The following is a 25,302-nucleotide window of genomic DNA, read 5'->3' on the forward strand; positions in this document are numbered from 1 at the left end:
GCAGGGGAAGCAGGGGAAGCAGGGGAAGGCCGGGCGGTTCAGCTCTTGATGGCGCCGGTGAGCACGCCCTTGGTGAAGTACTTCTGCAGGAAGGGGTAGACGAGCAGGATCGGTACGACGGCGATCACCAGGACGGCCATCTGCGTCGTCTGCGGGGCCGAGACCATGCCCGCCTCGCTCACGCCGCTGTCCGCGATCTGCGCGCCGCCGATGACGTACGTGCGCAGCACCTGGGAGAGCGGCCAGTGGTCGGACTCCAGGTAGATCGAGGCGGTGAACCACGAGTTCCAGTAGCTGACCGCGTAGAACAGGCCGACGACGGCGAGTGCGGCCTTCGACAGGGGCAGGGCGATCCGCCAGAACGTCGCCCAGTCACCGGCGCCGTCGAGCCGCGCCGCCTCGTACAGCTCCTCGGGGATGCCCTGGAAGAAGCCGCGCAGGACCACCAGGTTGAAGACGTTGATCAGGCACGGGGCGATGACCGCCGCGTACATGTTCTGCATCCCGAGCCCCTTGACCAGCAGGAACGCGGGGATCATGCCGGGCGGGAAGAGGAAGGTGAACAGGACGACCAGCAGGACCGGCTTGCCGCCGAAGACGCCGGGGCGGCTGAGCGCGTAGGCGAGGAAGGCGGTGCACGCGAGGGAGAGGAACGTGCCGATGACGGTGATGCCGATGCTCACGCCGAGCGCCTTGGTCACGATGCCGCCGCTGAGGATGTTCCGGTACGCGCGCAGCGTCGGCTCGGTGGGCCACAGCACCCAGCCGCCGTTGTCCACCACTTCCTTGTTGGAGGCCAGCGAGGTGGACACGATCACCAGGAACGGTACGAGGACGAGGACGAGCAGCGCGATCACGCCGAGGCCCTTGGCGGCCTTGGTGACGGGCTTCGGCTTCTCCATCCACGCGGGACGCACGGCTGTACTCACTTGTAGACCCCCTGCTCGCCGAGCTTGTGCGCGATGCGGTTGGCGACGAAGACGAGCAGCGCGCCGACCAGCCCCTTGAAGAGCCCGGCCGCGGTGGCGTAGCCGATGTCGCCGCCGACGATGCCCTGCCAGTACACGAAGGTGTCGAGGACCTCGCCGACCTCCGGGCCCACCGACGACCGCTGCAGCAGCATCTGTTCGAAGCCGACGGAGAGGATGTCGCCGAGCCGCATGATCAGCAGGAGGACGACGATGGGCCGGATCGAGGGCAGCGTCACGTGCCAGAAGCGGCGCCAGGGCCCGGCCCCGTCGATCGCGGCGGCCTCGTACTGCTGCTCGTCGACCTGCATCAGGGCGGCCAGGAAGATGATGGTGCCCCAGCCGGCGTCCTTCCAGATCACCTCGGCGACGACGAGGGGCCGGTACGCGTCCGGATTGCCGATGATGTCGACGGTGTGCAGGCCGCTGTCACCCAGGAAGCTGTTCAACAGGCCCGTGTCGGACAGGACCTGTTGGAACAGGGCGACCACGATCACCCACGACAGGAAGTGCGGCAGATAGACCACGGACTGCACGAAACGGCGCAGCAGGTCCGAGGTCAGGCTGTGCAGCAGCAGGGCGATGGCCAGCGGGACCGGGAAGTAGAAGACCAGCTGCAGGACGGCGATGTAGAGGGTGTTCCACGTGGCGTGCCAGAAGTCCGGGTCGCCGAACATCCGGCTGAAGTTGCCGAAGCCGACCCAGGGACTGCCCCACAGCCCGGCGAACGGGTCGTACTCCTTGAACGCCACGACGTTGCCGAAGAAGGCGCCGTAGTGGAAGACGAGGAAGTAGGCCACCCCCGGAACCATGAGCAGCAGCAGCGTCCGGCTACTCCGAAACCGTTTCCAGCGTGAATCACGCGCACTTATCTGGGCAGTTGACCCGGTTTGAGGCCCGCCAGGGGGGTCCATCACCCCGGTATCGGGCCTTTCCTTCGCCACTGTGGGCACGGGGACCCCTCCGTCGTTGGAACAAGGTGAAGCGGAATCTAAAACGGTTACTACGGGCGGTCAACCCCCCTGGCTCCGCAATCTCTTGACCCAGCACGGCCACCATGCCTAGCCTCCTGAGGCATTGAAGTAACCGGTTACAGAGTGAGGTGGGACCGAGTGACGGCACACCGACCGGCCGCTGCGCTGGCCATGGGCCCCGAGGTGGTGGAGCGGGTCTTCCCGCCCGGCCTGCGGGAACGGCTCGGCCGCAGCACGCGCCTCGCGGCCGAGCCGCTGACCGGGGCGCTCGACGGGCCGGAGGCGGCCGCCGTCCTCGCCCGGACGGAGATCCTGGTCACCGGCTGGGACTGCCCGCCGCTCACCGCCGAAGTCCTCGCGGCCGCACCGGAGTTGAGGGCCGTGGTGCACGCCGCGGGCTCGATCCGGCCCATCCTCACGGACGCCGTGTGGGAGCGCGGCCTGCTCGTCTCCTCGGCCGCCGACGCCAACGCGGGCCCCGTCGTGGCCTTCACCCTCGCCGCGATCACCTTCGCGGCGAAGGGGGCGCTGTCCACGGCCGCGGGATACGCGTCCGCGTGGCCCGGGTTCCTGGAGCGGGCCGGGGCCGACGCCCGGGTCGTCGGGGTGATCGGGGCGTCTCGGATCGGGCGCCGGGTCATCGAGGCGCTGGGCGACGACGAGGCCGGGTACCAGGTGCTGTTGTGCGATCCGTGCGTCGATGCGGGGGACGCGGCGCGGATGGGCGTGGAGCTGGTGGGGCTCGCCGAGCTGTGCCGCCGCAGCGGGATCGTGAGTGTGCACGCGCCCCAACTCCCGGAGACGCGGGGGATGTTGAGCGCGCAGATGCTCGCGCTGATCCCGGACGGCGGGGCGGTGATCAATACGGCGCGGGGGTCCTTGGTCGACACGGAGGCGCTGGCCGCCGAGTGCGGGGGCGGTCGGCTCTCGGCGTTCCTGGACGTGACGGACCCGGAGCCGCTGCCCGCGGGGCACCCGTTGCTGACCCTGCCCAACGTGCTGGTGACGCCGCACATCGCCGGGGCGCAGGGGAGCGAGGTGCGGCGGCTCGGGGTGTTCGCCGTGGAGGAGGTCGAGCGGTTGGTGCGGGGGGTTCCCATGCGGGGTGTGACCGGGCGGGGGGACATGGCGCGGGTGGCCTGAAAGGGCGCCGCGGGCCGCGGGGCCGCGGGTCACTTCGGGGGGGTCGGTCAACAACCATCAACAACCTTGTCCCGCAAAGGTATTGACCGGGAACATGCGGATTCGTCACGGTATGCGGCGAACCTGAACGCGAATCCATCCCTCCGTTTCCCGGGAGTGCCATGAGATCGCTCACCGCATTGACCTCGTTCGCCGTGGGGGCCGCCCTGGCCCTCGGGGCCCCGGCGGTCGTGCCCGCGGCGCAGGCGGCGGACGCGGCCGCCCGTGCCGTGTACGTCGACTGTGCCGCCGCCGCGAACGGCACCGGCACCCAGGCCGCCCCGTTCAACCGCCTCGACTCCGTCAACGCCGTCGCCTTCGGGCCCGGCGACCACCTCTACTTCAAGCGCGGCGCCACCTGTTCCGGGCAGCTCGAGCCGTCCGGTTCCGGGGCCGCGGGCGCACCCGTGCAGGTGTCGGCGTACGGCACCGGCGGCGCACGGCCCGTCATCGCGGGCGGCGGCACGGTGTACGCGGCCGTCCACCTGCTCAACGTCGAACAGTGGGAGATCCGCGACCTGGAAGTCACCAACAAGGGCGCGGCCGACGCCGAACGCAACGGCATCCTGGTCGAGTTGGCGGACCACGGCACCGGCACCCACTACGTCCTCGACGACGTCTACGTCCACGACGTCAACGGCGGCGACACGAAGAACAGCAACGGCATCCAGTTCCGGGTCTCGGGCACCGCGACGCCGACCCGCTTCGACGACGTGCTCGTCGAGAACAGCGAGATCTACAAGGTCGACCGCGAAGGGCTGACCACCGCGTCCTCGTGGAACTGCCGGGCGATCTACGGGTGTGCGAGCGGAAGCGGGCCCGCCTGGACCGCGAGCACCCGCGTCGTCTTCCGCGGCAACACCCTCCACGACATCGGCGGCGACGGCATGGTCGTGCGCGTCACCGACGACGCCCTGGTCGAGCACAACGAGGCCTACGACATCTGGATGCGCTCGGCGGGCAACAACGCGGGCCTGTGGACCATCAACAGCGACCGGACCGTGTTCCAGTTCAACGAGGTCCACCACGTCCGCCGTCCCGGACTCAACGACGGCATGGCCTTCGACGCCGACTTCGGCACCCGGGGCGCCGTCTTCCAGTACAACTACACGCACGACAACGAAGGCGGCTTCCTGCTGCTGTGCGGGGCCTGCGGTTCGGGGGCGAACACGGCGGGCACGGTGGCCCGTTACAACGTCTCCGTCAACGACGGCTCCCGCATCCTCTTCGCCGTCGGCGACGCGGGCGCGCACCTCTACAACAACACCTTCTACCTGCCCAAGGGCGGCACCACCGCGGTCCTCGAGGACGGCGGTGGCACCAGCACCACCCTGTGGAGCAACAACGTCATCCACAACCAGGGCAGCGGCGGCTGGGGCGGCTCCGGTTACGTGGCGGGCGACCACACGTGGCGCGACAACGCCATGTACGGCAACCACCCCGCGTCCGAGCCCGCCGATCCGGGGAAGATCACCGCGGATCCGCAGCTGACCGCTGCGGGCTCCACGAACCCCGCCGACTACCGCCCGCGGCCCGGCTCTCCGCTCCTGCGGGCCGGGATGGTCACCACGGGCTCCGGCGGGCGCGACTACGCGGGCGCCGCGGCCCCGCGCGCGTGCCGCCCGGACGTCGGCGCGTTCCAGGTCTCCGCGTTCGACGACGCGGCCTGCCAGGGCACGGACCTCGTCGCCAACGGCGGTTTCGAGAGCGGCGCCCGCACCCCCTGGACCGGTTCGAGCAGCTTCGTCGCCGACAACTCGGTGCGGCACAGCGGGAGTTGGTCGGCCCGCCTCGGTCCCGCGCCGAGCTCCGCCGAGCAGGTCGTCACCGTCGAGCCGAACACCACGTACACGCTGTCCGGCTGGGGCCGCGTCGACGCGTACGACTCCCAACTCGCCCTCGGCATCAAGAACTTCGGCGGCACCGAGACCCGGGTCCCGCTCTTCACCGACACGGCCTGGGCGGCGGGCAGCATCAGCGTCACCACCGGAGCGGCCACCACCAGGGCCACCGTGTACTGCTACGCCCGCACCGGCACCGGCCACGGCTGGTGCGACGACGTACGGCTCGTGAAACAGGGGGCCTAGAACTGGAGGGACCGGAAGGGGTCCTGGAACGGAAAGGCGCCCGGCCCGTCGAGCGGGCCGGGCGCCTTCATCCCGTGGGGGTGATCAGTGCTGACGCCGGTAGGAGTTGACGTAACCCGGAGCCGGGGAGCCGACGCCGGTGACGTCGTCGTAGCCCTTGACCGCCTTCAGGGACGAGTCCACGCCGAGGCTGCGCACCGAGGTGAGCAGGCCGCCCGTCGAGTCGTACCCGTTCGCGAAGTCCACGCGCGCCACGGCGAGATCGCCCTTGACCGGGTGGTCCGTCACGTCGTGGTAGACGTGCGAGCTGTACCGGTCGTAGATCGCCGGGTTGGCGAAGCCGAGCGCGTGACCGCCCCGCGCCTGCTGCGCGAGCGCCTGCACACCGGCGATCACCGGAGCCGCGAGCGACGTGCCGCCGATGCGGTACTCGTCGTAGCCGAGCGTCCCGTCGGGCAGGGTCTGCGTCTGGCCCACCAGGAAACCGGTGTTGGGGTCGGCGATCGCCGAGATGTCGGGCACGACGCGGTTCAGGCCGCCGTTGGCCTGCGCCAGCGCGTTCGGCACGACGCCCTTCTGGTAGAAGGGTTGCGCGACGGTCTTGCTGGTGCCGCCGCCCGCGCCGGAGGTGTACGCGCCGGGGAAGTCGGTCCAGCTCTTGCCGTCCGCCGACAGGCTGGCCTTCTTCGTGCCCCAGCCGGTCTCCCACTGGTACGTGTCGCCCTTGCCGACGTTCAGCGAGGTGCCGCCGACCGCCGTCACCCACGCCGAGTTGGCCGGGGTGTCGACCTGCTTCGTACCGGTGTTGGCGACCTCGTCACCGTTGTCGCCGGAGGAGAAGTAGAAGCCGATGCCCTCGATCGCGCCCAGCTGGAAGACCTGGTCGTACGCGGCGGCGAGCTGCGGCGTCTGGTTGGCCTCGATGTCGCCCCACGAGTTGGAGACGATGTCGGCCAGGTGCTTGTCGACGACCTTGCTCAGCGAGTCGAGCAGGTCGTCGTCGTAGCAGGAGGCCGCGCCGACGTACGTGATGTCGGCCTGCGGGGCCACCGCGTGCACGGCCTCGACGTCGAGGGTCTCCTCGCCGTACCAGCCGGCCGCGCCGCACTCCTCGGTCTTGGTGTACGACTTCGGCAGGACCTGGTTGAGCTGGCCCTTCGCGTACCCCGCGTCACCGTGCTTGGCCGCGTACGTCTTCGCGTCCTGCGCGATGGTCGGCGAGGCGTACGCGTCGGTGATGGCGACCCGCACGCCCTTGCCGGTGGCCTTGCCCGCACCGTACGCGGCGCGCAGCTGCTTGCCGGTGTAGCCCTTCACGGCGTACGGGATCTTCTTCCCGTCGACCGAGGGCAGGGTCGTGGCGGTGTTGGAGCCGTAGTACGAGGAGAACGGCCCCGCGTTGCGGAACACCGCGTCCGGCGGCGGCAGTTCGTCCTGGTGGTCCGCCTTGTGGGGCGCGCTGTCCAGGCCGGTGACGGTCAGCACGGCGCCGTCGAGCGAGGCCGGCACGGAGGCCGCGGCGGACGGGGCGCGGTAGGTGTGCGCGCCCTTGGCGTAGTTGTGCAGCTGCGTGCCGAACGCTTTCTCGGCGGCGGCCACGTCACCCGACACGGATATGTAGTGCGCGCTGGTGCCGGTCACGGTCAGGCCCGAGGACTCGAGCCACTGCGTGACCTCGGCTATCTGCTGCTTCGTGGCACCGAAGCGGGCCTGCGCCTGGGCGGCGCTCAGGTACTTGCCGTACGACGGCGACGACGGGTCGGACACGGCCTTCGCGTACGCGGCCAGGCCCTTGGCGTCGCGGCCGGCGAGGTAGACCCGGGCGGTGACCTTGTTGCCGTTCGCCGTGGCGCCCTTGTCGGCGGTGCCGGTGGCCCACAGCGGCTTGGTGCCGGAGAGGGTGGCGCGGCTCGAGCTGTCGGCCTGGGCGGCCGGTGCGGCGAGGGCGACGGCACCGGCGAGCAGCGGCAGTGTCGCTGCCAGGCTCAGGCCGGTCCGGGTGCGGCGTGAGCCGCGGATGGATCTCATAGAACCCCCTGGATGAGGTGCATGCGTGAGGCACGGTGCGCGTGCATGTGTAACGCGCACACAGGGGGCCACTCTCGCCATGAACCGTTCACGCCGGGGGAATGGATCGATCAAGAAGACGTCAAGTCGCCGCAACTCCGGTCGGGATAAGCCGATTTGGGACCGATTTGAGCACTGATGCGGCTCATGGGGTCGCGCCGCGGTCCTTCAACATCCCGGTCATCAGGTCGATCTCGGACTGCTGCGCGGCCACCATCCCCCGCGCCAGGCGCCGTTCGGCCCCCACCTCGCACCGGCTCACACACCCCTGCGCCATGTGTACGCCGCCCTTGTGGTGCGCGATCATCAGCTGCAGATATCTGATCTCGGCCTTGCGCCCGCTGAGCTTGGCGAGCTCGGCGAGCTGTGCGTTGGTCGCCATGCCCGGCATCAGCGCACCGTCCTCACCGGCGGGCGCGTCCCCCATGCCCATCCAGTCCATCGGCGGCTTGGCCGACACCTTCGGCAGCTCCCACAGATCGAGCCAGCCGAGCAGCATCCCGCGCTGGTTGGCCTGCGTCTGCGCGATGTCGTACGCGAGCCGGCGGACCTCCACGTCCTGGGTGCGGTCGCGCACGATGTACGACATCTCGACGGCCTGCTGGTGGTGCACGGCCATGTCGCGGGCGAACCCGGCGTCCGCGGACTCGGCCGCCGGCACCTTCAGGTCCGCGGGCCCGCCGTCGCCGTCGGCCACCGCGTACGTGACGGCGCCGCCCGCGACGGCGAACGCCGCCACGGCCGACACCAGCCAGCCCGTACGACGCCTCACTTGGACAGGCCGTTGGTGCAGGCGGCGCCGGGCTCAGGGGTCTGCTTGCCCTGCACGAACGCGGCGAAGAAGGAGGCGACCGCCGGGTCGGCGGCGCTCTTCACGGTCCGCTGGTGCCCCCAGGCGCTCAGCATGATCGGGTCCTTCTGGTCGGCGACCGGGCTCATCAGCGTGTACGGCGTCTGCTTCACCTTCGCGGCGAGCGCCTGCACGTCGGCCTTGGGGGCCTTGTCGTTGTACGTCACCCAGACCGCGCCGTGCTCAAGCGAGTGCACCGCGTTCTCGCTGGTGAGGGCCTTTTCGTAGACGTTGCCGTTGCAGTTCATCCACACCGGGTTGTGGTCGCCGCCGACCGGCGGGTTCATCGGGTAGGTGACCTTCTTGGTGACGTGGTTGCGGCTGAGGTCGCCGCTCCAGGTGCCGACGCCGTCTTTGTCGTACGTGAAGTGTCCCGAGCCGGCGGCCTTGCCGTCCGCCTGGTCGGAGCCCTTGTCGTCGCCGCTCTTGGTGACGGCCCAGGCGCCCACCCCTATCAGGGCAGCCACGACGACCGTGCTCACCGAGACGATGAGGATCCGGCCGCGGCGCTCGCGGGCGCGCTCGGCGCGGCGCATCTCCTCTATGCGGTCCTTGCGCGACGCGGTGGACGTGTTCTTCGCGGAACCCATGGAAATGTCCTTCTGAGAAAAGGATGAGACGGGGCGGGCCCGCTGATCGTAGTGGGGAAGACGCCCCCTTTCCCAGAGGTCCCCGGCGGCAGGCACTATGGGCCGTGGGGGTTCAGCAGGCACTATGAACCCGACACCGGCCGATCAAGGACGATCAAGGTCGGCAACGCGCACGAAACGGGCGTGTGGTGGGATGTGAGCAGGCCCTTCGACATCCCCGGAGCAGGCGGCCTGACCAGCAAGGATGGGTGGAAGCGGAAGATGGACAAGCAGCAGGAATTCGTGCTCCGTACGCTGGAGGAGCGCGACATCCGGTTCGTACGCCTGTGGTTCACGGATGTGCTGGGCTTCCTCAAGTCGGTGGCCGTGGCCCCCGCCGAGCTCGAGCAGGCCTTCGACGAGGGCATCGGCTTCGACGGCTCCGCGATCGAGGGCTTCGCCCGGGTCTACGAGTCCGACATGATCGCCAAGCCGGACCCGGCGACCTTCCAGGTCCTGCCGTGGCGCGCCGAGGCCCCCGGCACGGCCCGCATGTTCTGCGACATCCTGATGCCCGACGGCTCGCCGTCCTTCGCGGACCCGCGCTACGTCCTCAAGCGCGCCCTCGCCAAGACCTCCGACCTGGGCTTCACCTTCTACACCCACCCCGAGATCGAGTTCTTCCTCCTCAAGGACAAGCCGCTCGACGGCACGCGCCCGACCCCGGCCGACAACTCGGGCTACTTCGACCACACCCCGCAGAACGTGGGCATGGACTTCCGCCGCCAGGCGATCACGATGCTCGAATCGATGGGCATCTCGGTCGAGTTCAGCCACCACGAGGGCGCGCCGGGCCAGCAGGAGATCGACCTGCGGTACGCGGACGCGCTCTCCACGGCGGACAACATCATGACGTTCCGCCTGGTCATGAAGCAGGTCGCGCTGGAGCAGGGCGTCCAGGCGACGTTCATGCCGAAGCCCTTCTCCGACCACCCGGGCTCCGGCATGCACACGCACCTCTCGCTCTTCGAGGGCGACCGGAACGCGTTCTACGAGTCGGGCTCCGAGTACCAGCTCTCCAAGGTCGGCCGCTCCTTCATCGCGGGCCTGCTGAAGCACGCCGCGGAGATCTCCGCGGTCACCAACCAGTGGGTCAACTCGTACAAGCGCATCTGGGGCGGCGGCGGCCGCACCGCAGGCGCCGGCGGCGAGGCCCCCTCGTACATCTGCTGGGGCCACAACAACCGCTCGGCCCTCATCCGCGTGCCCATGTACAAGCCCGGCAAGACGGGCTCGGCCCGCGTCGAGGTCCGGTCGATCGACTCGGGCGCGAACCCGTACCTCACCTACGCCGTCCTGCTCGCCGCAGGCCTCAAGGGCATCGAGGAGGGCTACGAGCTCCCGCCGGGCGCCGATGACGACGTCTGGGCGCTCTCCGACGCGGAGCGCCGCGCGATGGGCATCGAGCCGCTCCCGCAGAACCTCGGCGAGGCGATCGCCCTGATGGAGCGCTCGGAACTGGTCGCGGAGACGCTGGGTGAGCACGTCTACGACTTCTTCCTGCGCAACAAGAAGCAGGAGTGGGAGGAGTACCGCTCCGAGGTCACGGCCTTCGAGCTGCGCAAGAACCTGCCGGTGCTCTAGTCGCGCCGGAGCTCGTCCCGCAGGGGAACGGTGAGGCGCCTGCGGTACTCCTGCACCGCCCAGCCGTTCCCGTCCGGGTCCGTGAAGTGCAGGAACGTGCCGCCGTCGGAGTCGCCGAACCGGACCGGCTCCGAGACGTCCACGCCGCGCTCCGTGAGCTCGTCGTGGGCCGCCTTGATGTCGGTCACGACGAGCTGCATGCCGTGGTACGTGCCGGGGGCCGGTGTGCCGGTCGGGATCGGGTTGCCCGTGAAGAGCGTGATCGAGCAGCCCGATCCCGGCGGGGTGAGCTGCACGATGCGGGCGCCCGGCATCACCTCGCGGTCGACGTCGCAGCGGAAGCCGACCTTGTTGACGTAGAAGTCCTTGGCGCGGTCGACGTCCGAGACGGGCAGGGGGATGACTTCCAGGGTCATGTCCATCGGTCAAAGGTAGGCGGGGGACACCGCGGCCGTCAGGAGGCGGTGCGGGGTTCCCGTGCCGTCGGCCGGGACCGCGTACAGGTCGGCGCCGTAGTCGCCCGGCAGCGCGTACGTCACGTGGTGGTCGTCGCTCCACACCGCCTGGTCGTCGACGCTGCGGGTCTCGGCCAGCGGGGTCTCGCGCATCGTGGCCAGGTCCAGTACGTACAGCCGCCAGGGCGCGTCCGCGGGCAGGCCGTGCACGCGCTTCTTGTACGCGATCCGCGTCCCGTCCGGCGAGAGGGAGGGGCACTCGACGTTCCGGTGGAGCGTGGTGACCGTGCGGGTGCGCAGATCACCGCGGACCAGATAGGTGCTGCCGTGCGTGGCGAGCGTCGCGTAGAAGTGGACGTCGTCGGCCGCGAACGTCACGCCCCAGAAGTTGGTGTCCGCCGCCCGGTAGGTGCGCCCGTCCTTGACGATCCGGTACGCCTCGAGGGACGGGGTCAGTGTCCCGGTGGCGGTGTCCAGGATCGCCGCCCGCGTCGAGAAGTTCGTGCCCGCGTAGCTGTCGCCGCCGACGAACGCCGTCCACGCCGCGTACCGCCCGCTCGGTGACACCCGGGCCCGGGAGGGGATGCCGGGCACCGGGTAGTGCGCCTTCTCGTGGAGAGCGGCGTCCAGAACGGTGGCCCGGTAGGTGTCGGAGAGGGGGCCGTGGACGGCCTGGAGGCAGATGCCGGTGCCCGAACCGGCATAGAAGCGCAGGCACTTGACGCCGGTCGCGGTCGCGGTGCGCGCGCCCGTGGGGTCCGTCGTCGGGGCTGCGGCCAGCTCGTCCCTGTGCGGGCCCCACGCCATGTTGCGGAAGACCAACTGGTGGGTGCGCGGCCGGAGTTCGACCTGTCCGCTCGTCACGGCCGGGCCGCCGGTCCTGGCCTGGTTCCGGCGGTCCGCGCGGGCCGAGGCGTGCAGGATCGCGGCGGTCGCCACCGCGGCGAGGGTCAGGACCGCCGCGATCAGGACGGTGAGCTTGCTGCGGGTCGTCATGCGGTCGCTTCCGTTGCTGTTGTACGGGGGTGAGGGCGGAGGGCGTATGCCATGGCGGCGGCGACGGTCAGCAGCACGGCGGCGACCGCGAGCGCCGTCCGGTCGCCCCAGGCCGTCCAGGCCGCGCCGAACCCGAGGGAACAGGCGAAACGCGCCGCGGCCTGCCCGGTCCCCACGACGGCCAGACCGGACGAGCGGAGCCCCTCCGGAATGCCCGCGGACGCCGCCGCCATCAGCACGCCGTCGGTCGCCGCGTAGAACGTGCCGTGCAGGAGCAGGACGGCGTAGGGGAGTGCCGGGCTGTGCGCGTGGGTGAGCAGGAGCGCGTACACCGCGAGCAGGGCGACGTGCCCGCCGAGGAACACCGGCCAGGCTCCGACGCGGTCGGACAGCCGCCCGAGCGGCGCGGCAAGGAGCAGGAACGCGGCGGCGGTCCCGAGCGGCAACAGCGCGAACCACCGCTCGGACACCCCGAGTTGACGCTGCAGGATCAGATAGACGAAGGCATCGCTGACGGTGGCGAGCCCGAGGAGGGCAGCGCACACGGTGGGCCGGATGAGAGGGGCCCATGACTGCCTCACTCTGGGACGAGAGGCGGCGGGGTCCGGGGCGGCGCCCCGCGACCCGGGCACAAACAGCACCAGCACCAGAACACCCAGCACAGCGACACAGAAACTCACCGTGAACACCGCGTCGTACCCGTCCACCGTGTACCGCAGGATCAGAAAGGCGACCAAGGGACCCAGCAGAGCCCCCGCCGTATCCATGGCCCGATGCACCCCGAACGCCCGCCCCCGCACGGCCGGTTCACTGTTCAGGGAGATCATCGCGTCCCGCGGAGCGGTCCGCAGGCCCTTGCCCGTGCGGTCGGCGGCGAGGACCGCGCCGATGACGGGGAGCGTGCCCGCGACGAGCAGCAGGGGTTTGCACAGCGCGGACAGGCCGTAGCCGAGGACCGCGACGGTCTTGTGCCGGCCGCCGCCGCTGTCCGCGAACCGCCCGCCGACCAGCCGGACCAGTGCCGAGAAGCCGTTGTAGACGCCGTCGAGGAGGCCGAAACCGAGCGGGCTGAGGCCGAGGCCCGCGACCAGGTACAGGGGCAGGACGGCGGTCACCATCTCCGAGGAGACGTCGGTGATCAGACTGACCGTGCCGAGCGCGAACACGGTGGAGCCCACGGCGCGCCGCCGCCCGGCGAGGGGCCGGGCGGCAGGCTCCGCGGACGGGGGCGCCGGTGAAGCGGGTGACGTGGCGCGACTGTCCGCTACGTACATGTCAGGACGTCCAGATACCGGTGATGTCCTTGGCCGACGCGGCGTTGCCCGCGTGCGTCGACAGGCCGTGCATGTCCTCCAGGGTGCGCAGCAGGTCGTAGTGGTTGTACGTCGTCGATGACGTGGCACCGGCGGTGACCTGCTGCCCGTACAGGACGGTCGGGATCTTGTTGCCGCTGAGGCGGTTGTCCTCGTCGAAGGTGACGACCAGGAGGCTGTTGTGGGCCTTGGCCCAGGTCGCGTACGCGCTCAGGTTGTCCTTGAGCCAGGTGTCGCCGGTCTTGACCGAGCAGTCGTGCATGTCGCTGCACAAGTCCGGGACCACGAAGGAGACTTGGGGCAGCGTCGCGTAGTCCGACGGGAACTGCGCGAAGGTCTTCGCCGACGACGTGGGTACGTTCTTGAAGCCGAACCACGGGTTGTGCTTGCGGGCGTAGTCGCCGGAGGAGCAGGTGGTCGAACCCTGGCTCGGCAGGCCCTCGTTGTAGCTGCCCCAGGTCTTGCCCGCGGCGATCAGCTCCGAGGCCAGGTTCGGGGCGGAGGAGAAGCCGGCCGTGTAACAGCTGTCGTCCGTGATGCCCTGCGTCGCGCCGGAGAACAGCGCGAAGTAGTTGGGCTGGCTGGGGTGCGTCTCGGCGTACGAGGCGGTCAGGTTGGCGCCGCCCGACTTCAGGCTGTTGATGTAGGGCGCGCTGGAGGAGCCGATGACCTGGCTGTACGCGTGGTTCTCGAAGACCACGACGACCGTGTGGTCGGGGGTGGGGACGGCCGCGGCGGCGTGTGCGGGCGCGTTGCCGCCGAAGGCGAACCAGGTGCCGGTGGCGGCGACCGTGAGGGCGAATGCCGAGGCGAGCGCCTTGCCGCGGGCGCGCCCGAGGAATGATCTGCCGGACACGTGAGACCTCCGATGTGGGGGAGGGACAGGGGATCTTGGCGGTGCGGACAGAGCATGCACACGCCAAGATGCCCCTGTGTCACGTGTTCCAACCCTGATGGGTGAAGGGCCGGTGAATCCTCGGGATGCGCAGGCCGCATTCAGGCCGTTTTCGGCGCTTGGTCCTCAAGGGCAGGCTCTCAGCGCTCGGCCAGCGGCGCCGGCGCCTCCTGCACGGTCCATCCGTTGCCGTCCGGGTCCGTGAAGAACATGAACGAGTTCCACGTCCCGCCCGGGCCCTCCGTCCAGCCCTGCGGCCCCGCGTGCTGCACGGCGCTGACCTCGACGCCGCGCCCCGTCAACTCCTGGTGCGCCGCCGCGATGTCCGTGACGCAGAGCTGGAGGCCGGTGAGCGAGCCGGGGCTCATCGCGGGCTGGCCCGGCGCCCCCGGCATGCCCGACGTCAGGGAGATCGAACAGCGCGAGCCGGGCGGCGTGAGCTGGACGATCCGGACGCCGGGCGCCACCTCGCTGTCCAGGTCGACCTTGAAGCCGGCCTTGTCCGCGTAGAACTCCTTGGCCCGATCCACGTCCGAGACGGGCACGACGACGACTTCGAGGGTCCATTCCATGAGGGTTTCCTTTCCGGGATGCGTGCACTGTTTGTCCTCGCCAGAGATGACTCTGCCCGCGTACGCAACTCATCGCCCCCAGGCCGACCGCAGTAGGCTCGGATCCGGCGGATGATCGAACTGGAGGCCGGGATGTCGGTGCCGCAAGGCAGGCGCAGCAGTACGTTCACGCGGCTGCTGCGGCACGGATTCACCGATCCGTCCGGCGCCGAGCGGCTGCTCGACTCCGCGGCGCTGGCCACCGTCCGCTCCGACCCGCTGCTCCTGGACGCGCTCGGCGCCACCGCCGACCCCGATCTGGCGCTGCTCGGCCTGGTCAGGCTCGTCGAGGCGCAGCCCGGGGAGAGCGCCCGCCGCGAGCTCCTCGACACGCTCATCACGGCGAAACCGCTGCGCGACCGGCTGCTCGGCGTGCTCGGCGCCTCCGAGGCCCTCGCCGACCACCTGGCCCGGCACCCCGCCGACTGGCAGGCCCTCGTCACGTACGAGCCGAGCGATCTGCACCCCGGCGTCGCCGAGTTCGAGCGGGGCCTCGCCGACGCCGTCGACCCCGTGGCGCTGCGCGTCTCCTACCGGCGCTGCCTGCTGTCCATCGCCGCGCGCGACGTGTGCGGCACCACCGACATCGTGCAGACCGCCGCCGAACTCGCCGACCTCGCGACGGCGACCCTGCGCGCGGCCCTCGCCATAGCGCGGACGGCCGCGCCCGGCGACGCCGCGCAGTGCCGCCTCGCCGTCATCGCGATGGGCAAGTGCGGCGGCCACGAGCTGAACTACGTCTCGGACGTCGACGTCATCTTCGTGGCCGAAGCCGTGGAGGGCGCGGACGAGGGCAAGGCCCTCCAGGCCGCCACCCGGCTCGCCTCCCACATGATGCGGATCTGCTCCGACACCACCGTCGAGGGCACGATCTGGCCGGTCGACGCGAACCTGCGGCCCGAGGGCAGGAACGGCCCGCTGGTGCGCACCCTGTCCTCGCACCTCGCGTACTACCAACGCTGGGCCAAGACCTGGGAGTTCCAGGCCCTGCTCAAGGCCCGGCCCGTCGCCGGTGACCCCGAGCTCGGCGCCGAGTACCTGGCGGCCGTCTCCCCGCTCGTCTGGCAGGTCGCCGAGCGCGAGAACTTCGTCGCCGACGTCCAGAAGATGCGCAAGCGCGTCGTCGCCAACATCCCCGCGGGCGAGGTCGACCGCGAGCTGAAGCTCGGACCCGGCGGCCTGCGCGACGTCGAATTCGCCGTCCAGCTCCTGCAGTTGGTGCACGGGCGCTCCGACGCCTCGCTGCGCAGCGGCACGACCCTGGACGCGCTCGCGGCGCTCGCCGACGGCGGCTACGTGGGCCGCGTCGACTCCGTCCAGCTCGACGACGCGTACCGCTTCCTGCGCACCCTCGAGCACCGCATCCAGCTGTACCGGCTGCGGCGCACGCACCTGGTCCCCGAGGACGACGCCGACCTGCGCCGCATCGGCCGCTCCATGGGCATGCGCACCGAGCCGCTCACCGATCTCAACCGCGCCTGGAAACGGCACACTTCGGTCGTACGCCGGCTGCACGAGAAGCTCTTCTACCGGCCGCTGCTCGACGCCGTCGCCCAGCTGGCCCCGGGCGAGATCCGGTTGAGCACCGAGGCCGCCCGCGAGCGGCTCGTCGCCCTCGGGTACGCCGATCCGAGCGCGGCCCTGCGCCACCTGGAGGCCCTCGCCTCCGGGGTCACCCGCAAGGCCGCCATCCAGCGGACGCTGCTCCCGGTGCTGCTCGGCTGGTTCGCGGACTCGGCGGACCCGGACGCGGGACTGCTCAACTTCCGCAAGGTGTCCGATGCGTTGGGCAAGACGCCCTGGTACCTGCGGCTGCTGCGCGACGAGGGCGCCGCAGCGGAGAACCTGGCGCGGGTCCTGTCCGCCGGACGGCTCGCCCCCGACCTGCTGATGCGCGCGCCCGAGGCCGTGGCGCTGCTCGGCGACCCCCGGGGTCTCGAGCCGCGCGAGCACGCCCAGCTGGAGCAGGAGGTGATGGCCGCGGTCGGCCGCGCCGAGGGTGGCGAGCAGGCCGTCGTCGCGGCCCGCGGGGTGCGACGGCGCGAGCTGTTCCGCACGACCGCGGCCGACATCATCGCCTCGTACGGCACCGAGGAGAGCCCGGCGGTCGCGGACCAGGGCGCCCTGGTCGACCGGGTCGGCTCGGCGGTGTCCGATCTGACGGCGGCGACCCTGGCGGGAACGCTGCGCGCGGTGGTGCGGGACGGCTGGGGCGAGACCCTGCCGGCCCGGTTCGCGGTGATCGCCATGGGCCGCTTCGGCGGGCACGAGCTGGGTTACGGGTCGGACGCCGACGTGCTGTTCGTGCACGAGCCCCGGGAGGGCGTCAGCGACCACGAGGCCGCGCAGGCAGCGAACAAGGTGGTCGCCGAGATGCGCCGCCTGCTCGCCCTGCCCAGCGCCGATCCGCCGCTCCTCATCGACGCGGACCTGCGCCCCGAGGGCAAGTCGGGCCCGGTCGTGCGGACCCTGAAGTCGTACGAGGCGTACTACCGGCGCTGGTCCCTCGTCTGGGAGTCACAGGCGCTGCTGCGGGCCCAACCCGTCGCAGGGGACGGGGAGCTGGGGGCGTCCTTCATCGAGCTGATCGATCCGCTGCGGTACCCGGCGGAAGGGCTCGGCGACGACGCCGTCCGGGAGATCAGGCGGCTGAAGGCACGGATGGAGTCCGAGCGGATGCCCCGCGGCGCCGACCCCACCCTGCACACCAAGCTCGGCCGCGGCGGCCTGTCCGACGTCGAGTGGACGGTGCAGCTCCTCCAGCTCCAGCACGGCTGGACGGAACCGGGCCTGCGCACCACCCGGACCCGCGAGGCGCTGGCGGCGGCGTGTGCCGCGGGCCTGATCCCGACGGAGGACGCGGCGATACTGGACGAGGCCTGGGTCCTGGCGACCCGCGTGCGCAACGCGGTGATGCTGGTGCGCGGCCGCGCGGGCGACACGTTCCCCTCGGACGGACGCGAGCTCGGCGCGGTGGGCCGCTACCTGGGCTACGACCCGGGGCACGTCGGCGACATGCTGGACGACTACCGCCGCATCACGCGACGGGCCCGTGCGGTGGTGGAGGAGCGGTTCTACGGGGCGTGACGCAGCTCGCCGTGCGTGGGCGAGGGCACCAGCCGCGGCAAGGAGTAGGGCAGCGCCCCGTACCACAGGCGTGCCACCAGGAAGCCGAACGCCAGGCAGAGCATGCCGCCCAGCGCGTCCAGCCAGAAGTGGTTCGCCGTCGAGACGATGACCAGGAGCGTCATGGTCGGGTACAGCAGGCCCAGGATCCTGGCCCACGGTGCCGAGGCGAGCGCGAAGATCGTCAGGCCGCACCACAGCGACCACCCGATGTGCATCGAGGGCATCGCCGCGTACTGGTTCGACATGTTCTTCAGGTTGCCGGAGGCCATCGAACCCCACGTCTCGTGCACCGCGACCGTGTCGATGAAGTGAACCCCCGAGTCCGAGGCCATCAGCCGGGGCGGTGCCAGGGGGTAGAAGTAGTAGCCGACCAGCGCCACCGCCGTCGTCGCGAACAGGACCAGGCGCGTCGCCGCGTACCGACCGGGATGGCAGCGGAACAGCCACACCAGGACACCCAGCGTGATCACGAAGTGCAGCGTCGCGTAGTAGTAGTTCATGCCGACGATGAGCCAAGTCACCGAGTTCACCGCATGGTTGACGCTCTGCTCGACGGCGATCCCGAGGTGCTGCTCGACGCTCCAGATCCAGTCCGCGTTCCGCAGGGCCTGGGACTTCTGCTCCGGTACCGCGTTGCGGATCAGCGAGTACGTCCAGTAACTCACCGCGATCAGCAGGATCTCGAACCAGAGCCGGGGGCGCCGCGGCGTGCGGATGCGGCGCAGGAGTCCACGACCACTTCGCCCGGCGCGGTCCTCCGCGATGGGTGAGGTGGTGGGCCCCTGTTGGCCTTCCAGTGTCGTCACGGTCGTTTCACCCATAGGCACAGAGTCTGCCAGATAGCGGTCCAGGTCCGATCATCCCTCGGTCGGGTTCGCGTCGCATCCTCTACGCCCTACGGACGAGGCCGGACCCCAGGGGACGAAGCCGTTGAACCCCGGACCACCAGCTCCGGCATGAACACGAACTCACTGTGGGGCGCGGGCGTGCCACCGATCTCCTCCAGCAACGTGTTGACGGCCGCGGAGCCCATCGCGTGCACGGGCTTGCGGATCGTGGTCAGGGGCGGATCCGTGAAGGCGATGAGGGGCGAGTCGTCGAAGCCGACCACCGAGACGTCCTTCGGCACGTCCATGCCCCGCTCCCGCACGGCCCTGATAGCACCCAGTGCCATCATGTCGCTCGCGCAGATCACCGCCGTGCACGCGCGGTCCAGGAGCGCGGACGTCGCGGCCTGGCCGCCCTCCAGGGTGTAGAGCGAGTGCTGGACGAGGTCCTGCTCGATCTTGTCGGCCGGCAGGCCCAGGAGCTCCGCCGTCGTGCGGACGAAGCCCTCGATCTTGCGCTGCACCGGCACGAACCGGTGCGGGCCGAGCGCCAGGCCGATCCGGGTGTGCCCGAGCGAGACCAGATGCGTCACGGCCAGGCGCGCCGCGGCCCGGTCGTCGGGCGAGATGAACGGTGCCGCGATGGCCGGTGAGAAGCCGTCGACGAGCACGAAGGGCACGTCCTGCGCGCGCAGCCGCTCGTAGCGCCCGGTGTCGGCCGTGGTGTCGGCGTGCAGCCCGGACACGTAGATGATGCCGCTGACCCCCCGGTCCACCAGCATCTCCGTGAGCTCGTCCTCGGTGGAGCCGCCGGGTGTCTGGGTGGCCAGGATCGGCGTGTAGCCCTGGCGGGTCAGCGCCTGCACGACGACCTGGGCGAGCGCGGGGAAGATCGGGTTCTCCAGCTCGGGCGTGATCAGGCCGACCAGGCCCGCGCTGCGCCGGTGCAGCCGTACGGGCCGCTCGTAGCCGAGCACGTCGAGCGCGGCGAGGACGGACTGACGGGTGGCCGCGGCGACCCCCGGCTTGCCGTTGAGCACGCGGCTGACGGTCGCTTCGCTGACCCCCGCTTGAACTGCTATGTCGGCAAGGCGTGCGGTCACGGACGGGACCTTACCGGTCACGTGCCGTATTGCCCACCGATTGCCCGTTGGTGGTCGCCGACGGTCCGCCGGTGGTCCGTCGATGAGGAAGTGCCGGGCGGGACGCGGGCGTTGACCCGGCGCCACCCGGATCGGTGAAGCTGTGCGAAGGGGAGTCATGCCGGCCGTGCCCGGCGGTAGCGTGGACCGGCGAGCCGAGGGGGCCCGCACCGCTCACGCCCCGAGGGGCTGCCCCGTGGACGATGCCACCGCTCACTCATCCAGTCACCCATCACGTCACACATCCAGCACATCCAGTACCGACGACAGCGGCACGGTCCTGGTGGTCGACGACACCCCCGCCAGCCGCTATGCCCTGGGCGCCGTCCTCAGCCGGGCGGGACACGTCGTCGTCCCCGTCGCCTCCGCGGGGGAGGCCCTGATCGAGCTCGACCTGCGGATGCGCGCCGGAGCCCTGCCCGACCTGGCGCTCGTCGACGTCGGCCTGCCCGACCTCAGCGGGTACGAGCTGTGCCGCCGGGTCAAGGCGCTGCCGTCGCTGTCCGGCATGCCCGTCGTCCACTTCTCCGCCCGGCCGTCCGGGCCCGACGACCGCTGCCGTGCGCTCGACGCGGGCGGCGAGGCCTATCTGTCGGTGCCCGCCGAGCCGGAGGAGATCCGCGCCGTCGTGCGGGCCGCGCTGCGCGGTGCACGTGAACTCGTCGACGCCCAGGCCCAGTTCGACCGGCTGACGCTGCTGTCCGAGACGGTCGTCGAGCTGCAGAGTGCGCGCTGCCTCGCCGTGCTTGCCACCACCGCGGCCGACGCCACGGCCCGGCTCACCGGGCGGAGCGCCGCCGTGTTCGTGCTCGGCGAGGACGGCGAGACGCACGCGGGGCTGTCCCGGCGCACCGCGCGGACCGGCGTCCCCGACGACGTCGACCGCGAACAGGCGCTCGCGGTCGTACGGCGCGTGGTGTGCGCCCGCGGCGGGGCGCGCAGCGCGGTCGTGCCCGGATCGCAGTGGCCCGCCGCCTACTTCGGACCCGGCGACGTGCGCCTGGTGCTCGCCCGCACCCGCGACGCGAACCTCCGGGCGTGCCTGGCCCTCCCGTCGGACGCGGACCCGGACGGCGCGACCGTCCTGCTCGTCGAACAGCTGGCCCGCGCCACCGCCCGCGCCGCCGAACCGCTCCTGATGTACGAGCAGGAGCGCCACGTCGCCCTGACGCTGCAGCGCAGCTTCCTGCCCGCGCAACTGCCCCGGGTGCCGGGCGCCGAGGTCGCGTTCCGCTACGTACCGGCGTCCCAACAGGCCGAGCTCGGCGGCGACTTCTACGCCGCGATGCCCACCCCCGCCGGGCTCCTCGTCGGCATCGGTGACGTGGTCGGGCACTCGCTCGACGCGGCCACCGTCATGGTGGAGATGCGGCACGCGCTGCGCGCCTACAGCCTCGAGGACCCGTGCCCCGCCCGGCTCGTGACCCGCCTCGACCGGCTGCTCCAGCACTACCACCCCGAGGTCACGGCCACCCTGTGCCTGGCCCTCGTCGACCCGGCGACCGGCCGTACGTTCGTCGCGAACGCGGGACACATCCCGCCGCTGCGCGTACCCCACCAGGGCCCGGCCCGGTACGCCGACGCGCCCGGGCCGCTGCTCGGCCTCGGCCTGCCCCGGCCCGAGCCGACCGAGCTGAGGCTCGACCCCGGGGAGCGGCTCGTCCTGGTCACCGACGGCCTCATCGAGACCCGCGGCGTCGACCTGGCCGTCTCCATGGAGCAGCTGAGCGAGGCCGCGGCCGCCGCCCCCGCGGCGCCCGAGGCCCTCTGCGACACCCTGCTGTCCTGCTTCGGCAAGGGCCGCGCCGACGACATCGCCCTGCTGGCCCTCAGGCTCACTCCCGAGGCAGCCGCCGCTCCATGAGCGTCACCGCGTAACTGCCCCCGCCCGCACCGGACTTGAAGGGCTGCTCGCCGACGACCGTGTAGCCGCGGCCCTCGTAGTACGTGCGCAGGCGCGGGTTCGTCGAGACGCAGTCCAGGCGGCACAGGGCCCGGCCCGCCTGAGCGATCCGCCGCTCGGCGTGCGCGAGGAGCCGGGCGCCGGTCCCCGCCGGGGCGCCGCGGCGCACCATCAGGCGGTGCACATAACCGGCGACGGGCGGCTGGGCGCCCCAGGCCGGCTCGTCGTCCCACCACAGCTCGCAGGCGCCCGCGGCCACGCCGTCGGACTCGGCGAGCCACACCTCGCCCTCCTTCATCCGCAGCCGGAAGTGCTCCTCGTCCTTCTGGCCCGGCTGCCACTGGTCGATGCCCTGCTCGATCATCCAGCGGGCCGCACCGTCGTACAGTGCGACGAGCGTGCCGAGGTCGCCGGTGTCCGCTTCGCGGAACGTGAGTTGTGCCGTCATGCCGATCACCGTAAAGCTGATCACCGAAACGTCCGCACGCACCCCCGGGAGCGCCCCATGCCCAACATCACCGTCGACTACTCCGCCGACCTCGACGACCGGCTCGACCGGGCCGGGCTCGCGGGCGCCGTGCACCAGGCCTGCGTCGACACCGTCGCCGCGCGCACGGCCGCCTGCAAGACGCGCTTCCGGCCCGCCGCGGAGACCGTCGTCGGCGACGGCGCCGAGGGCGCGCACGTCGTCCACATCGAGATCGCCCTGCTCGCCGGACGCACCGCGGAGGCCAAGACGGCCCTCACGGAATCGGTCCTGGCCCTGCTGCCGGCCCACCTCAAGCAGCCCGACGGCGTGCACCTGTCGGTGGAGGTACGGGACCTGGAGCCCGCCTACAAGTCCGCCGTCGGACAGGGCGGTTCCTAGATCCGGTCCTGGATCCGGTCCTGGACGGGTGCCAGTGCGGCGAGGCGTTCGATGAGGTCCGTGAAGGGGCCGTCGGCCGGCTCGGCGGCGAGGATGTGGCGCAACAGCCCCGCCATCTCCTCGTCGTACGCGGCGCTCACCGCGGCCAGCGCCGCGAAGTCGTGGACCAGTTGGAGCTGGAGCTCCTCGCGCGGGATGCGGCGGCCGTCCAGCCAGATCAGGGCCGTCGACTCGGCGAGCGAGATCCAGGAGCGGACCACGAGTTCGAGCCGGGGGGACGGCGCGACGACCCGCAGGTGCGCGAGGATCTGGACGTACGCGGCCTGCCTGACCGAGTCGATCAGCGCGTTCGTCGCCGAGGAGCCGACGGCCGGGCCGCCGCGCATCAGCGCCGAGAAGCCCGGGCCGTGCTCGTCCACGAAGTCGAAGAACCGGCCCATCACGCGCAGCAGGCGCGCACCGAGCGGCCCGTCCTGCGGCTCCTCGAACCGGGTCGCCAGATCCTCCGCCGCCCGCTTCAACGCGGCCTCGTACAGGCTGAGTTTGCCCGGGAAGTAGTGGTAGACCAGCGGCCGCGAGATGCCCGCGGCCGCCGCTATCTCGTCGATGGAGACCTCGTCGGGAGAGCGGTGGCTGAACAGTTCGAGGGCGACCCCGATCAACTGCCGCCGCCGCTCCTCGACTCCCATTCTGCGCCGTACCCCGGTAGTCATACCGAACACTCTACCGAGCGGATCCGGACCGTTCGTCTAGAGATCCAGGACCAGACGCTCACTGCGCGCCCGCGATACACAGATCAGCATCGAGTCGTCGCGCTCCGCATCCGTGAGCAGCTCGTCGCGGTGGTCGATCTCGCCCTCCAGGACCCGCTGTTGGCAGGTCCCGCAGAAACCCTGCTCGCAGGAGTACGAGACGTTGGGCAGCTGCGCGCGGACCGCGGCGAGCACCGTGGAGTCGGCGGGGACGTCCACGACGGTGCCGCTGCGCCGCAGCTCGACCTCGAACGGGCCGTTGCCGTCCGCCGAGTTGCGCGGCGTGAACCGTTCGAGGTGCAGGGTGCGTCCCTCGGGCAGCGCCGACTCCACCGCCGCCATCAGGCCCTCGGGCCCGCAGCAGTACACGGCCGTGCCCGGCGCCGTGGCCGCGAGCGCCCCGGTCAGATCGGGCCGCCCGCCCGCCGCGCCATCGTCCTCGGCGACGACCGTGACCCGGCCCGCCCCCGCGTCGAGCTTCTCGACCTCTTCGAGGAACGGCATCGAGGCCCGCGTACGGCCTCCGTACAGCAGCGTCCAATCGGCGCCCCGCGCCTCGGCCTCGCGCAGCATCGGCAGCACCGGCGTGATCCCGATGCCGCCCGCCACGAAGAGATAGGTGGGCGCGTCCGGGGTGAGCGCGAAGCGGTTGCGCGGCCCGCGCACCTCGACCTCCGCCCCCTCCTGCAACTGCTCGTGCACCTCGCGCGAGCCGCCGCGCCCGCCCTCCTCGGCCGGGATCAGCCGCGTCGCGACCGTGTACGACGAGGTGTCCTCCGGGTCCCCGCACAGCGAGTACTGCCGGACGAGCCCCGAGGGCAGGACGAGATCGAGGTGGGCGCCCGGCTGCCAGGCGGGCAACTCGTGGCCCTCCAGGCGGAGTTGGACGACCCCCTCGGCTATCTCCTCGTGCCGGGTGATGAGCAGGGAGAGCGCGCGGGCCCGCGGCCGCCCGGAGACCGGCTCCTCCAGGGCGGGCATCGGCCACAGCGGCGACTGCTTCACGCGGCCGCGCAGCGCCCGGCGCACGACGAGCGCGGCACCGGCGACGAGGGCGGCCCTGCGCAGGGTGCGCCGGTTCAGTGCGGGGCTCATCGGGCGGCTCCCATCGACGTACGGGCGGTACGGGCCTCCGCGGCGGTCGCCGCGGGCGAGGTGGCGAGATAGGCGACGGCCTGCTCGGTGTCGCCCTCCTGCTCGGGGTGGTAACTCCGGCTCAGATAGCGGGGGATGGACCGCGCCATGTCCCCGGCCGACGGCAGTACGCCCGCCCTGCCGCTCCTGTAGAAGTCCTTGAAGGAGGCCTTGCCGTCGAGGAGCGTCGGGTCGTTCTCCATGAAGAACCGCGTCCCGCGCTGCCACAGGAAGACCAGTGCGGAGAACGCCGTGGCCCAGGTCCGCACGCGCCGCCGGTAGCTGCCGTCGACGTGCTCGAACAGCTCGAAGGCGACCGACCGGTGCTCGACCTCCTCGGCCCCGTGCCAGCGCAGCAGGTCGAGCATGGTCGGGTCGGCGCCGCGCTTGTCCAGCTCGTCGGCGTTCAGCACCCAGTTGCCGAGGAACGCCGTGTAGTGCTCGATCGCGGCGATCAGCGCGACCCGCTCCATCAGCCACCACTGCCGCGCCCGGCCCGGCGGCAGCGTCCGGTCGCCGAGCAACTTCTCGAAGAACCAGTCCACTTGGGCCGTGTACGGCGTCGGGTCGAGCCCCTGCTCCTTCAGGTGGGGCAGCACCTCGTCGTGGGCCTGCGAGTGCATGGCCTCCTGGCCGATGAACCCGATGACGTCCTCGCGCAGCCGGTCGTCCCGTATGTAGGGCAGGACCTGCTTGTAGACGTGCACGAACCAGCGCTCGCCCGCGGGGAGCAGCAGGTGCAGCACGTTGATGGTGTGCGTGGTGAAGGGGTCGTCCGGAAGCCAGTGCAGCGGGGTCCTGTCCCAGGTGAAGGACACCTGGCGTGCCTTCAGCGGGACGCGCGTATTAGACATGGTGTCAATGTACTGACGGGTAGGCCGAGGGGTACACCCCTCGGGCCCGACTTTCTTTACGTGATCGTCAGCACGGGTTCAT

Annotated in this window: 22 protein-coding genes; 6 read left to right on the plus strand and 16 right to left on the minus strand. The window is 71.2% G+C overall.

Annotated elements, in window-relative coordinates; genetic code table 11:
• Positions 1 to 38 precede the first annotated feature (38 nt).
• Positions 39 to 929: a carbohydrate ABC transporter permease gene (locus ACIBUY_RS20995; protein ID WP_365561743.1), complete on the minus strand. Its 891-nt coding sequence runs from the start codon at positions 927 to 929 to the stop codon at positions 39 to 41.
• The gene (locus ACIBUY_RS21000; RefSeq protein WP_365561746.1) at positions 926 to 1,780 is read right to left on the minus strand and encodes an ABC transporter permease subunit; all 855 of its coding nucleotides are present in this window, start codon (positions 1,778 to 1,780) and stop codon (positions 926 to 928) included. The genes ACIBUY_RS20995 and ACIBUY_RS21000 overlap by 4 nt, the downstream gene beginning before the upstream one ends.
• Positions 1,781 to 2,113: 333 nt before the next feature.
• On the opposite strand from ACIBUY_RS21000, the gene ACIBUY_RS21005 reads away from it, so the two are divergent.
• Positions 2,114 to 3,085: a hydroxyacid dehydrogenase gene (locus ACIBUY_RS21005; protein WP_399153490.1), complete on the plus strand. Its 972-nt coding sequence runs from the start codon at positions 2,114 to 2,116 to the stop codon at positions 3,083 to 3,085.
• 161 nt (positions 3,086 to 3,246) lie between these two features.
• Complete coding sequence (locus tag ACIBUY_RS21010) at positions 3,247 to 5,211, plus strand: right-handed parallel beta-helix repeat-containing protein (protein ID WP_399153313.1); 1,965 nt, start codon at positions 3,247 to 3,249, stop codon at positions 5,209 to 5,211.
• 84 nt (positions 5,212 to 5,295) lie between these two features.
• On the opposite strand, the gene ACIBUY_RS21015 is transcribed toward ACIBUY_RS21010, so the two are convergent.
• The 3 genes from ACIBUY_RS21015 to ACIBUY_RS21025 all read right to left on the minus strand — a co-directional run bounded on the left by ACIBUY_RS21015 (position 5,296) and on the right by ACIBUY_RS21025 (position 8,718).
• The gene (locus tag ACIBUY_RS21015) at positions 5,296 to 7,239 is read right to left on the minus strand and encodes a protease pro-enzyme activation domain-containing protein (RefSeq protein WP_399153314.1); all 1,944 of its coding nucleotides are present in this window, start codon (positions 7,237 to 7,239) and stop codon (positions 5,296 to 5,298) included.
• A 184-nt stretch (positions 7,240 to 7,423) separates the two neighbouring features.
• On the minus strand, positions 7,424 to 8,050 hold the full coding sequence (locus ACIBUY_RS21020; protein WP_365561754.1) for a DUF305 domain-containing protein: 627 nt from the start codon (positions 8,048 to 8,050) through the stop codon (positions 7,424 to 7,426).
• The gene (locus ACIBUY_RS21025; RefSeq protein WP_399153315.1) at positions 8,047 to 8,718 is read right to left on the minus strand and encodes a DUF3105 domain-containing protein; all 672 of its coding nucleotides are present in this window, start codon (positions 8,716 to 8,718) and stop codon (positions 8,047 to 8,049) included. Before ACIBUY_RS21025 ends, ACIBUY_RS21020 begins: the two co-directional genes overlap by 4 nt.
• 261 nt (positions 8,719 to 8,979) lie before the next feature.
• Here ACIBUY_RS21025 and ACIBUY_RS21030 point away from each other — a divergent pair, with 261 nt between their 5' ends.
• The gene (locus ACIBUY_RS21030) at positions 8,980 to 10,341 is read left to right on the plus strand and encodes a glutamine synthetase family protein (protein ID WP_365561759.1); all 1,362 of its coding nucleotides are present in this window, start codon (positions 8,980 to 8,982) and stop codon (positions 10,339 to 10,341) included.
• Here the strand turns inward: ACIBUY_RS21030 and ACIBUY_RS21035 are convergent.
• From ACIBUY_RS21035 to ACIBUY_RS21055, 5 genes are all read right to left on the minus strand, one after another.
• Complete coding sequence (locus tag ACIBUY_RS21035; RefSeq protein ID WP_365561762.1) at positions 10,338 to 10,763, minus strand: VOC family protein; 426 nt, start codon at positions 10,761 to 10,763, stop codon at positions 10,338 to 10,340. The genes ACIBUY_RS21030 and ACIBUY_RS21035 overlap by 4 nt on opposite strands.
• A gap of 3 nt (positions 10,764 to 10,766) precedes the next feature.
• Positions 10,767 to 11,792 carry a TolB family protein gene (locus tag ACIBUY_RS21040; protein WP_399153316.1) on the minus strand — a complete coding sequence of 342 codons (1,026 nt, stop codon included), beginning with the start codon at positions 11,790 to 11,792 and terminating at the stop codon, positions 10,767 to 10,769.
• Complete coding sequence (locus ACIBUY_RS21045) at positions 11,789 to 13,066, minus strand: MFS transporter (RefSeq protein WP_399153317.1); 1,278 nt, start codon at positions 13,064 to 13,066, stop codon at positions 11,789 to 11,791. Before ACIBUY_RS21045 ends, ACIBUY_RS21040 begins: the two co-directional genes overlap by 4 nt.
• A 1-nt stretch (position 13,067) precedes the next feature.
• Positions 13,068 to 13,961: an alkaline phosphatase family protein gene (locus ACIBUY_RS21050; protein ID WP_365561770.1), complete on the minus strand. Its 894-nt coding sequence runs from the start codon at positions 13,959 to 13,961 to the stop codon at positions 13,068 to 13,070.
• A 179-nt stretch (positions 13,962 to 14,140) separates the two neighbouring features.
• Positions 14,141 to 14,572 carry a VOC family protein gene (locus ACIBUY_RS21055; protein ID WP_365561773.1) on the minus strand — a complete coding sequence of 144 codons (432 nt, stop codon included), beginning with the start codon at positions 14,570 to 14,572 and terminating at the stop codon, positions 14,141 to 14,143.
• Positions 14,573 to 14,704: 132 nt separating this feature from the next.
• Between ACIBUY_RS21055 and ACIBUY_RS21060 the strand changes: the two genes are divergently transcribed.
• The gene (locus ACIBUY_RS21060; RefSeq protein ID WP_399153491.1) at positions 14,705 to 17,698 is read left to right on the plus strand and encodes a bifunctional [glutamine synthetase] adenylyltransferase/[glutamine synthetase]-adenylyl-L-tyrosine phosphorylase; all 2,994 of its coding nucleotides are present in this window, start codon (positions 14,705 to 14,707) and stop codon (positions 17,696 to 17,698) included.
• Here the strand turns inward: ACIBUY_RS21060 and ACIBUY_RS21065 are convergent.
• Entirely contained in the window at positions 17,686 to 18,561 is an 876-nt protein-coding gene (locus ACIBUY_RS21065; protein ID WP_365561776.1) for a phosphatase PAP2 family protein, read from the minus strand. The genes ACIBUY_RS21060 and ACIBUY_RS21065 overlap by 13 nt on opposite strands.
• Positions 18,562 to 18,635: 74 nt before the next feature.
• Entirely contained in the window at positions 18,636 to 19,670 is a 1,035-nt protein-coding gene (locus ACIBUY_RS21070) for a LacI family DNA-binding transcriptional regulator (protein ID WP_365561779.1), read from the minus strand.
• A 322-nt stretch (positions 19,671 to 19,992) separates the two neighbouring features.
• Here ACIBUY_RS21070 and ACIBUY_RS21075 point away from each other — a divergent pair, with 322 nt between their 5' ends.
• Positions 19,993 to 21,573 carry a SpoIIE family protein phosphatase gene (locus ACIBUY_RS21075; protein ID WP_399153318.1) on the plus strand — a complete coding sequence of 527 codons (1,581 nt, stop codon included), beginning with the start codon at positions 19,993 to 19,995 and terminating at the stop codon, positions 21,571 to 21,573.
• On the opposite strand, the gene ACIBUY_RS21080 is transcribed toward ACIBUY_RS21075, so the two are convergent.
• Positions 21,545 to 22,060: a GNAT family N-acetyltransferase gene (locus ACIBUY_RS21080; protein WP_365561784.1), complete on the minus strand. Its 516-nt coding sequence runs from the start codon at positions 22,058 to 22,060 to the stop codon at positions 21,545 to 21,547. The genes ACIBUY_RS21075 and ACIBUY_RS21080 overlap by 29 nt on opposite strands.
• Positions 22,061 to 22,117: 57 nt before the next feature.
• Here ACIBUY_RS21080 and ACIBUY_RS21085 point away from each other — a divergent pair, with 57 nt between their 5' ends.
• The gene (locus tag ACIBUY_RS21085; RefSeq protein ID WP_365561787.1) at positions 22,118 to 22,480 is read left to right on the plus strand and encodes a 5-carboxymethyl-2-hydroxymuconate Delta-isomerase; all 363 of its coding nucleotides are present in this window, start codon (positions 22,118 to 22,120) and stop codon (positions 22,478 to 22,480) included.
• Here the strand turns inward: ACIBUY_RS21085 and ACIBUY_RS21090 are convergent.
• The 3 genes from ACIBUY_RS21090 to ACIBUY_RS21100 are packed head-to-tail and all read right to left on the minus strand — an operon-like array spanning position 22,477 to position 25,220.
• Entirely contained in the window at positions 22,477 to 23,193 is a 717-nt protein-coding gene (locus ACIBUY_RS21090; protein ID WP_365561789.1) for a TetR/AcrR family transcriptional regulator, read from the minus strand. The two genes, ACIBUY_RS21085 and ACIBUY_RS21090, sit on opposite strands and share 4 nt — an antisense overlap.
• A 36-nt stretch (positions 23,194 to 23,229) precedes the next feature.
• The gene (locus ACIBUY_RS21095) at positions 23,230 to 24,327 is read right to left on the minus strand and encodes a PDR/VanB family oxidoreductase (RefSeq protein WP_399153319.1); all 1,098 of its coding nucleotides are present in this window, start codon (positions 24,325 to 24,327) and stop codon (positions 23,230 to 23,232) included.
• Complete coding sequence (locus tag ACIBUY_RS21100) at positions 24,324 to 25,220, minus strand: metal-dependent hydrolase (RefSeq protein WP_365561794.1); 897 nt, start codon at positions 25,218 to 25,220, stop codon at positions 24,324 to 24,326. Before ACIBUY_RS21100 ends, ACIBUY_RS21095 begins: the two co-directional genes overlap by 4 nt.
• Positions 25,221 to 25,302: the final 82 nt, after the last annotated feature.

Source organism: Streptomyces sp. NPDC050085 (assembly GCF_044460595.1).
In the GTDB taxonomy this organism is placed as follows: domain Bacteria; phylum Actinomycetota; class Actinomycetes; order Streptomycetales; family Streptomycetaceae; genus Streptomyces.

Excerpts from the sequence above, each read along its gene's own strand:
- ACIBUY_RS21000 (WP_365561746.1), bottom strand. The coding sequence starts at position 1,780 with ATGGTTCCGGGGGTGGCCTACTTCCTCGTCTTCCACTACGGCGCCTTC.
- ACIBUY_RS21005 (WP_399153490.1), top strand. The coding sequence starts at position 2,114 with ATGGGCCCCGAGGTGGTGGAGCGGGTCTTCCCGCCCGGCCTGCGGGAA.
- ACIBUY_RS21010 (WP_399153313.1), top strand. The coding sequence starts at position 3,247 with ATGAGATCGCTCACCGCATTGACCTCGTTCGCCGTGGGGGCCGCCCTG.
- ACIBUY_RS21015 (WP_399153314.1), bottom strand. The coding sequence starts at position 7,239 with ATGAGATCCATCCGCGGCTCACGCCGCACCCGGACCGGCCTGAGCCTG.
- ACIBUY_RS21025 (WP_399153315.1), bottom strand. The coding sequence starts at position 8,718 with ATGGGTTCCGCGAAGAACACGTCCACCGCGTCGCGCAAGGACCGCATA.
- ACIBUY_RS21030 (WP_365561759.1), top strand. The coding sequence starts at position 8,980 with ATGGACAAGCAGCAGGAATTCGTGCTCCGTACGCTGGAGGAGCGCGAC.
- ACIBUY_RS21035 (WP_365561762.1), bottom strand. The coding sequence starts at position 10,763 with ATGGACATGACCCTGGAAGTCATCCCCCTGCCCGTCTCGGACGTCGAC.
- ACIBUY_RS21040 (WP_399153316.1), bottom strand. The coding sequence starts at position 11,792 with ATGACGACCCGCAGCAAGCTCACCGTCCTGATCGCGGCGGTCCTGACC.
- ACIBUY_RS21045 (WP_399153317.1), bottom strand. The coding sequence starts at position 13,066 with ATGTACGTAGCGGACAGTCGCGCCACGTCACCCGCTTCACCGGCGCCC.
- ACIBUY_RS21055 (WP_365561773.1), bottom strand. The coding sequence starts at position 14,572 with ATGGAATGGACCCTCGAAGTCGTCGTCGTGCCCGTCTCGGACGTGGAT.
- ACIBUY_RS21060 (WP_399153491.1), top strand. The coding sequence starts at position 14,705 with ATGTCGGTGCCGCAAGGCAGGCGCAGCAGTACGTTCACGCGGCTGCTG.
- ACIBUY_RS21065 (WP_365561776.1), bottom strand. The coding sequence starts at position 18,561 with ATGGGTGAAACGACCGTGACGACACTGGAAGGCCAACAGGGGCCCACC.
- ACIBUY_RS21080 (WP_365561784.1), bottom strand. The coding sequence starts at position 22,060 with ATGACGGCACAACTCACGTTCCGCGAAGCGGACACCGGCGACCTCGGC.
- ACIBUY_RS21085 (WP_365561787.1), top strand. The coding sequence starts at position 22,118 with ATGCCCAACATCACCGTCGACTACTCCGCCGACCTCGACGACCGGCTC.
- ACIBUY_RS21090 (WP_365561789.1), bottom strand. The coding sequence starts at position 23,193 with ATGACTACCGGGGTACGGCGCAGAATGGGAGTCGAGGAGCGGCGGCGG.
- ACIBUY_RS21095 (WP_399153319.1), bottom strand. The coding sequence starts at position 24,327 with ATGAGCCCCGCACTGAACCGGCGCACCCTGCGCAGGGCCGCCCTCGTC.
- ACIBUY_RS21100 (WP_365561794.1), bottom strand. The coding sequence starts at position 25,220 with ATGTCTAATACGCGCGTCCCGCTGAAGGCACGCCAGGTGTCCTTCACC.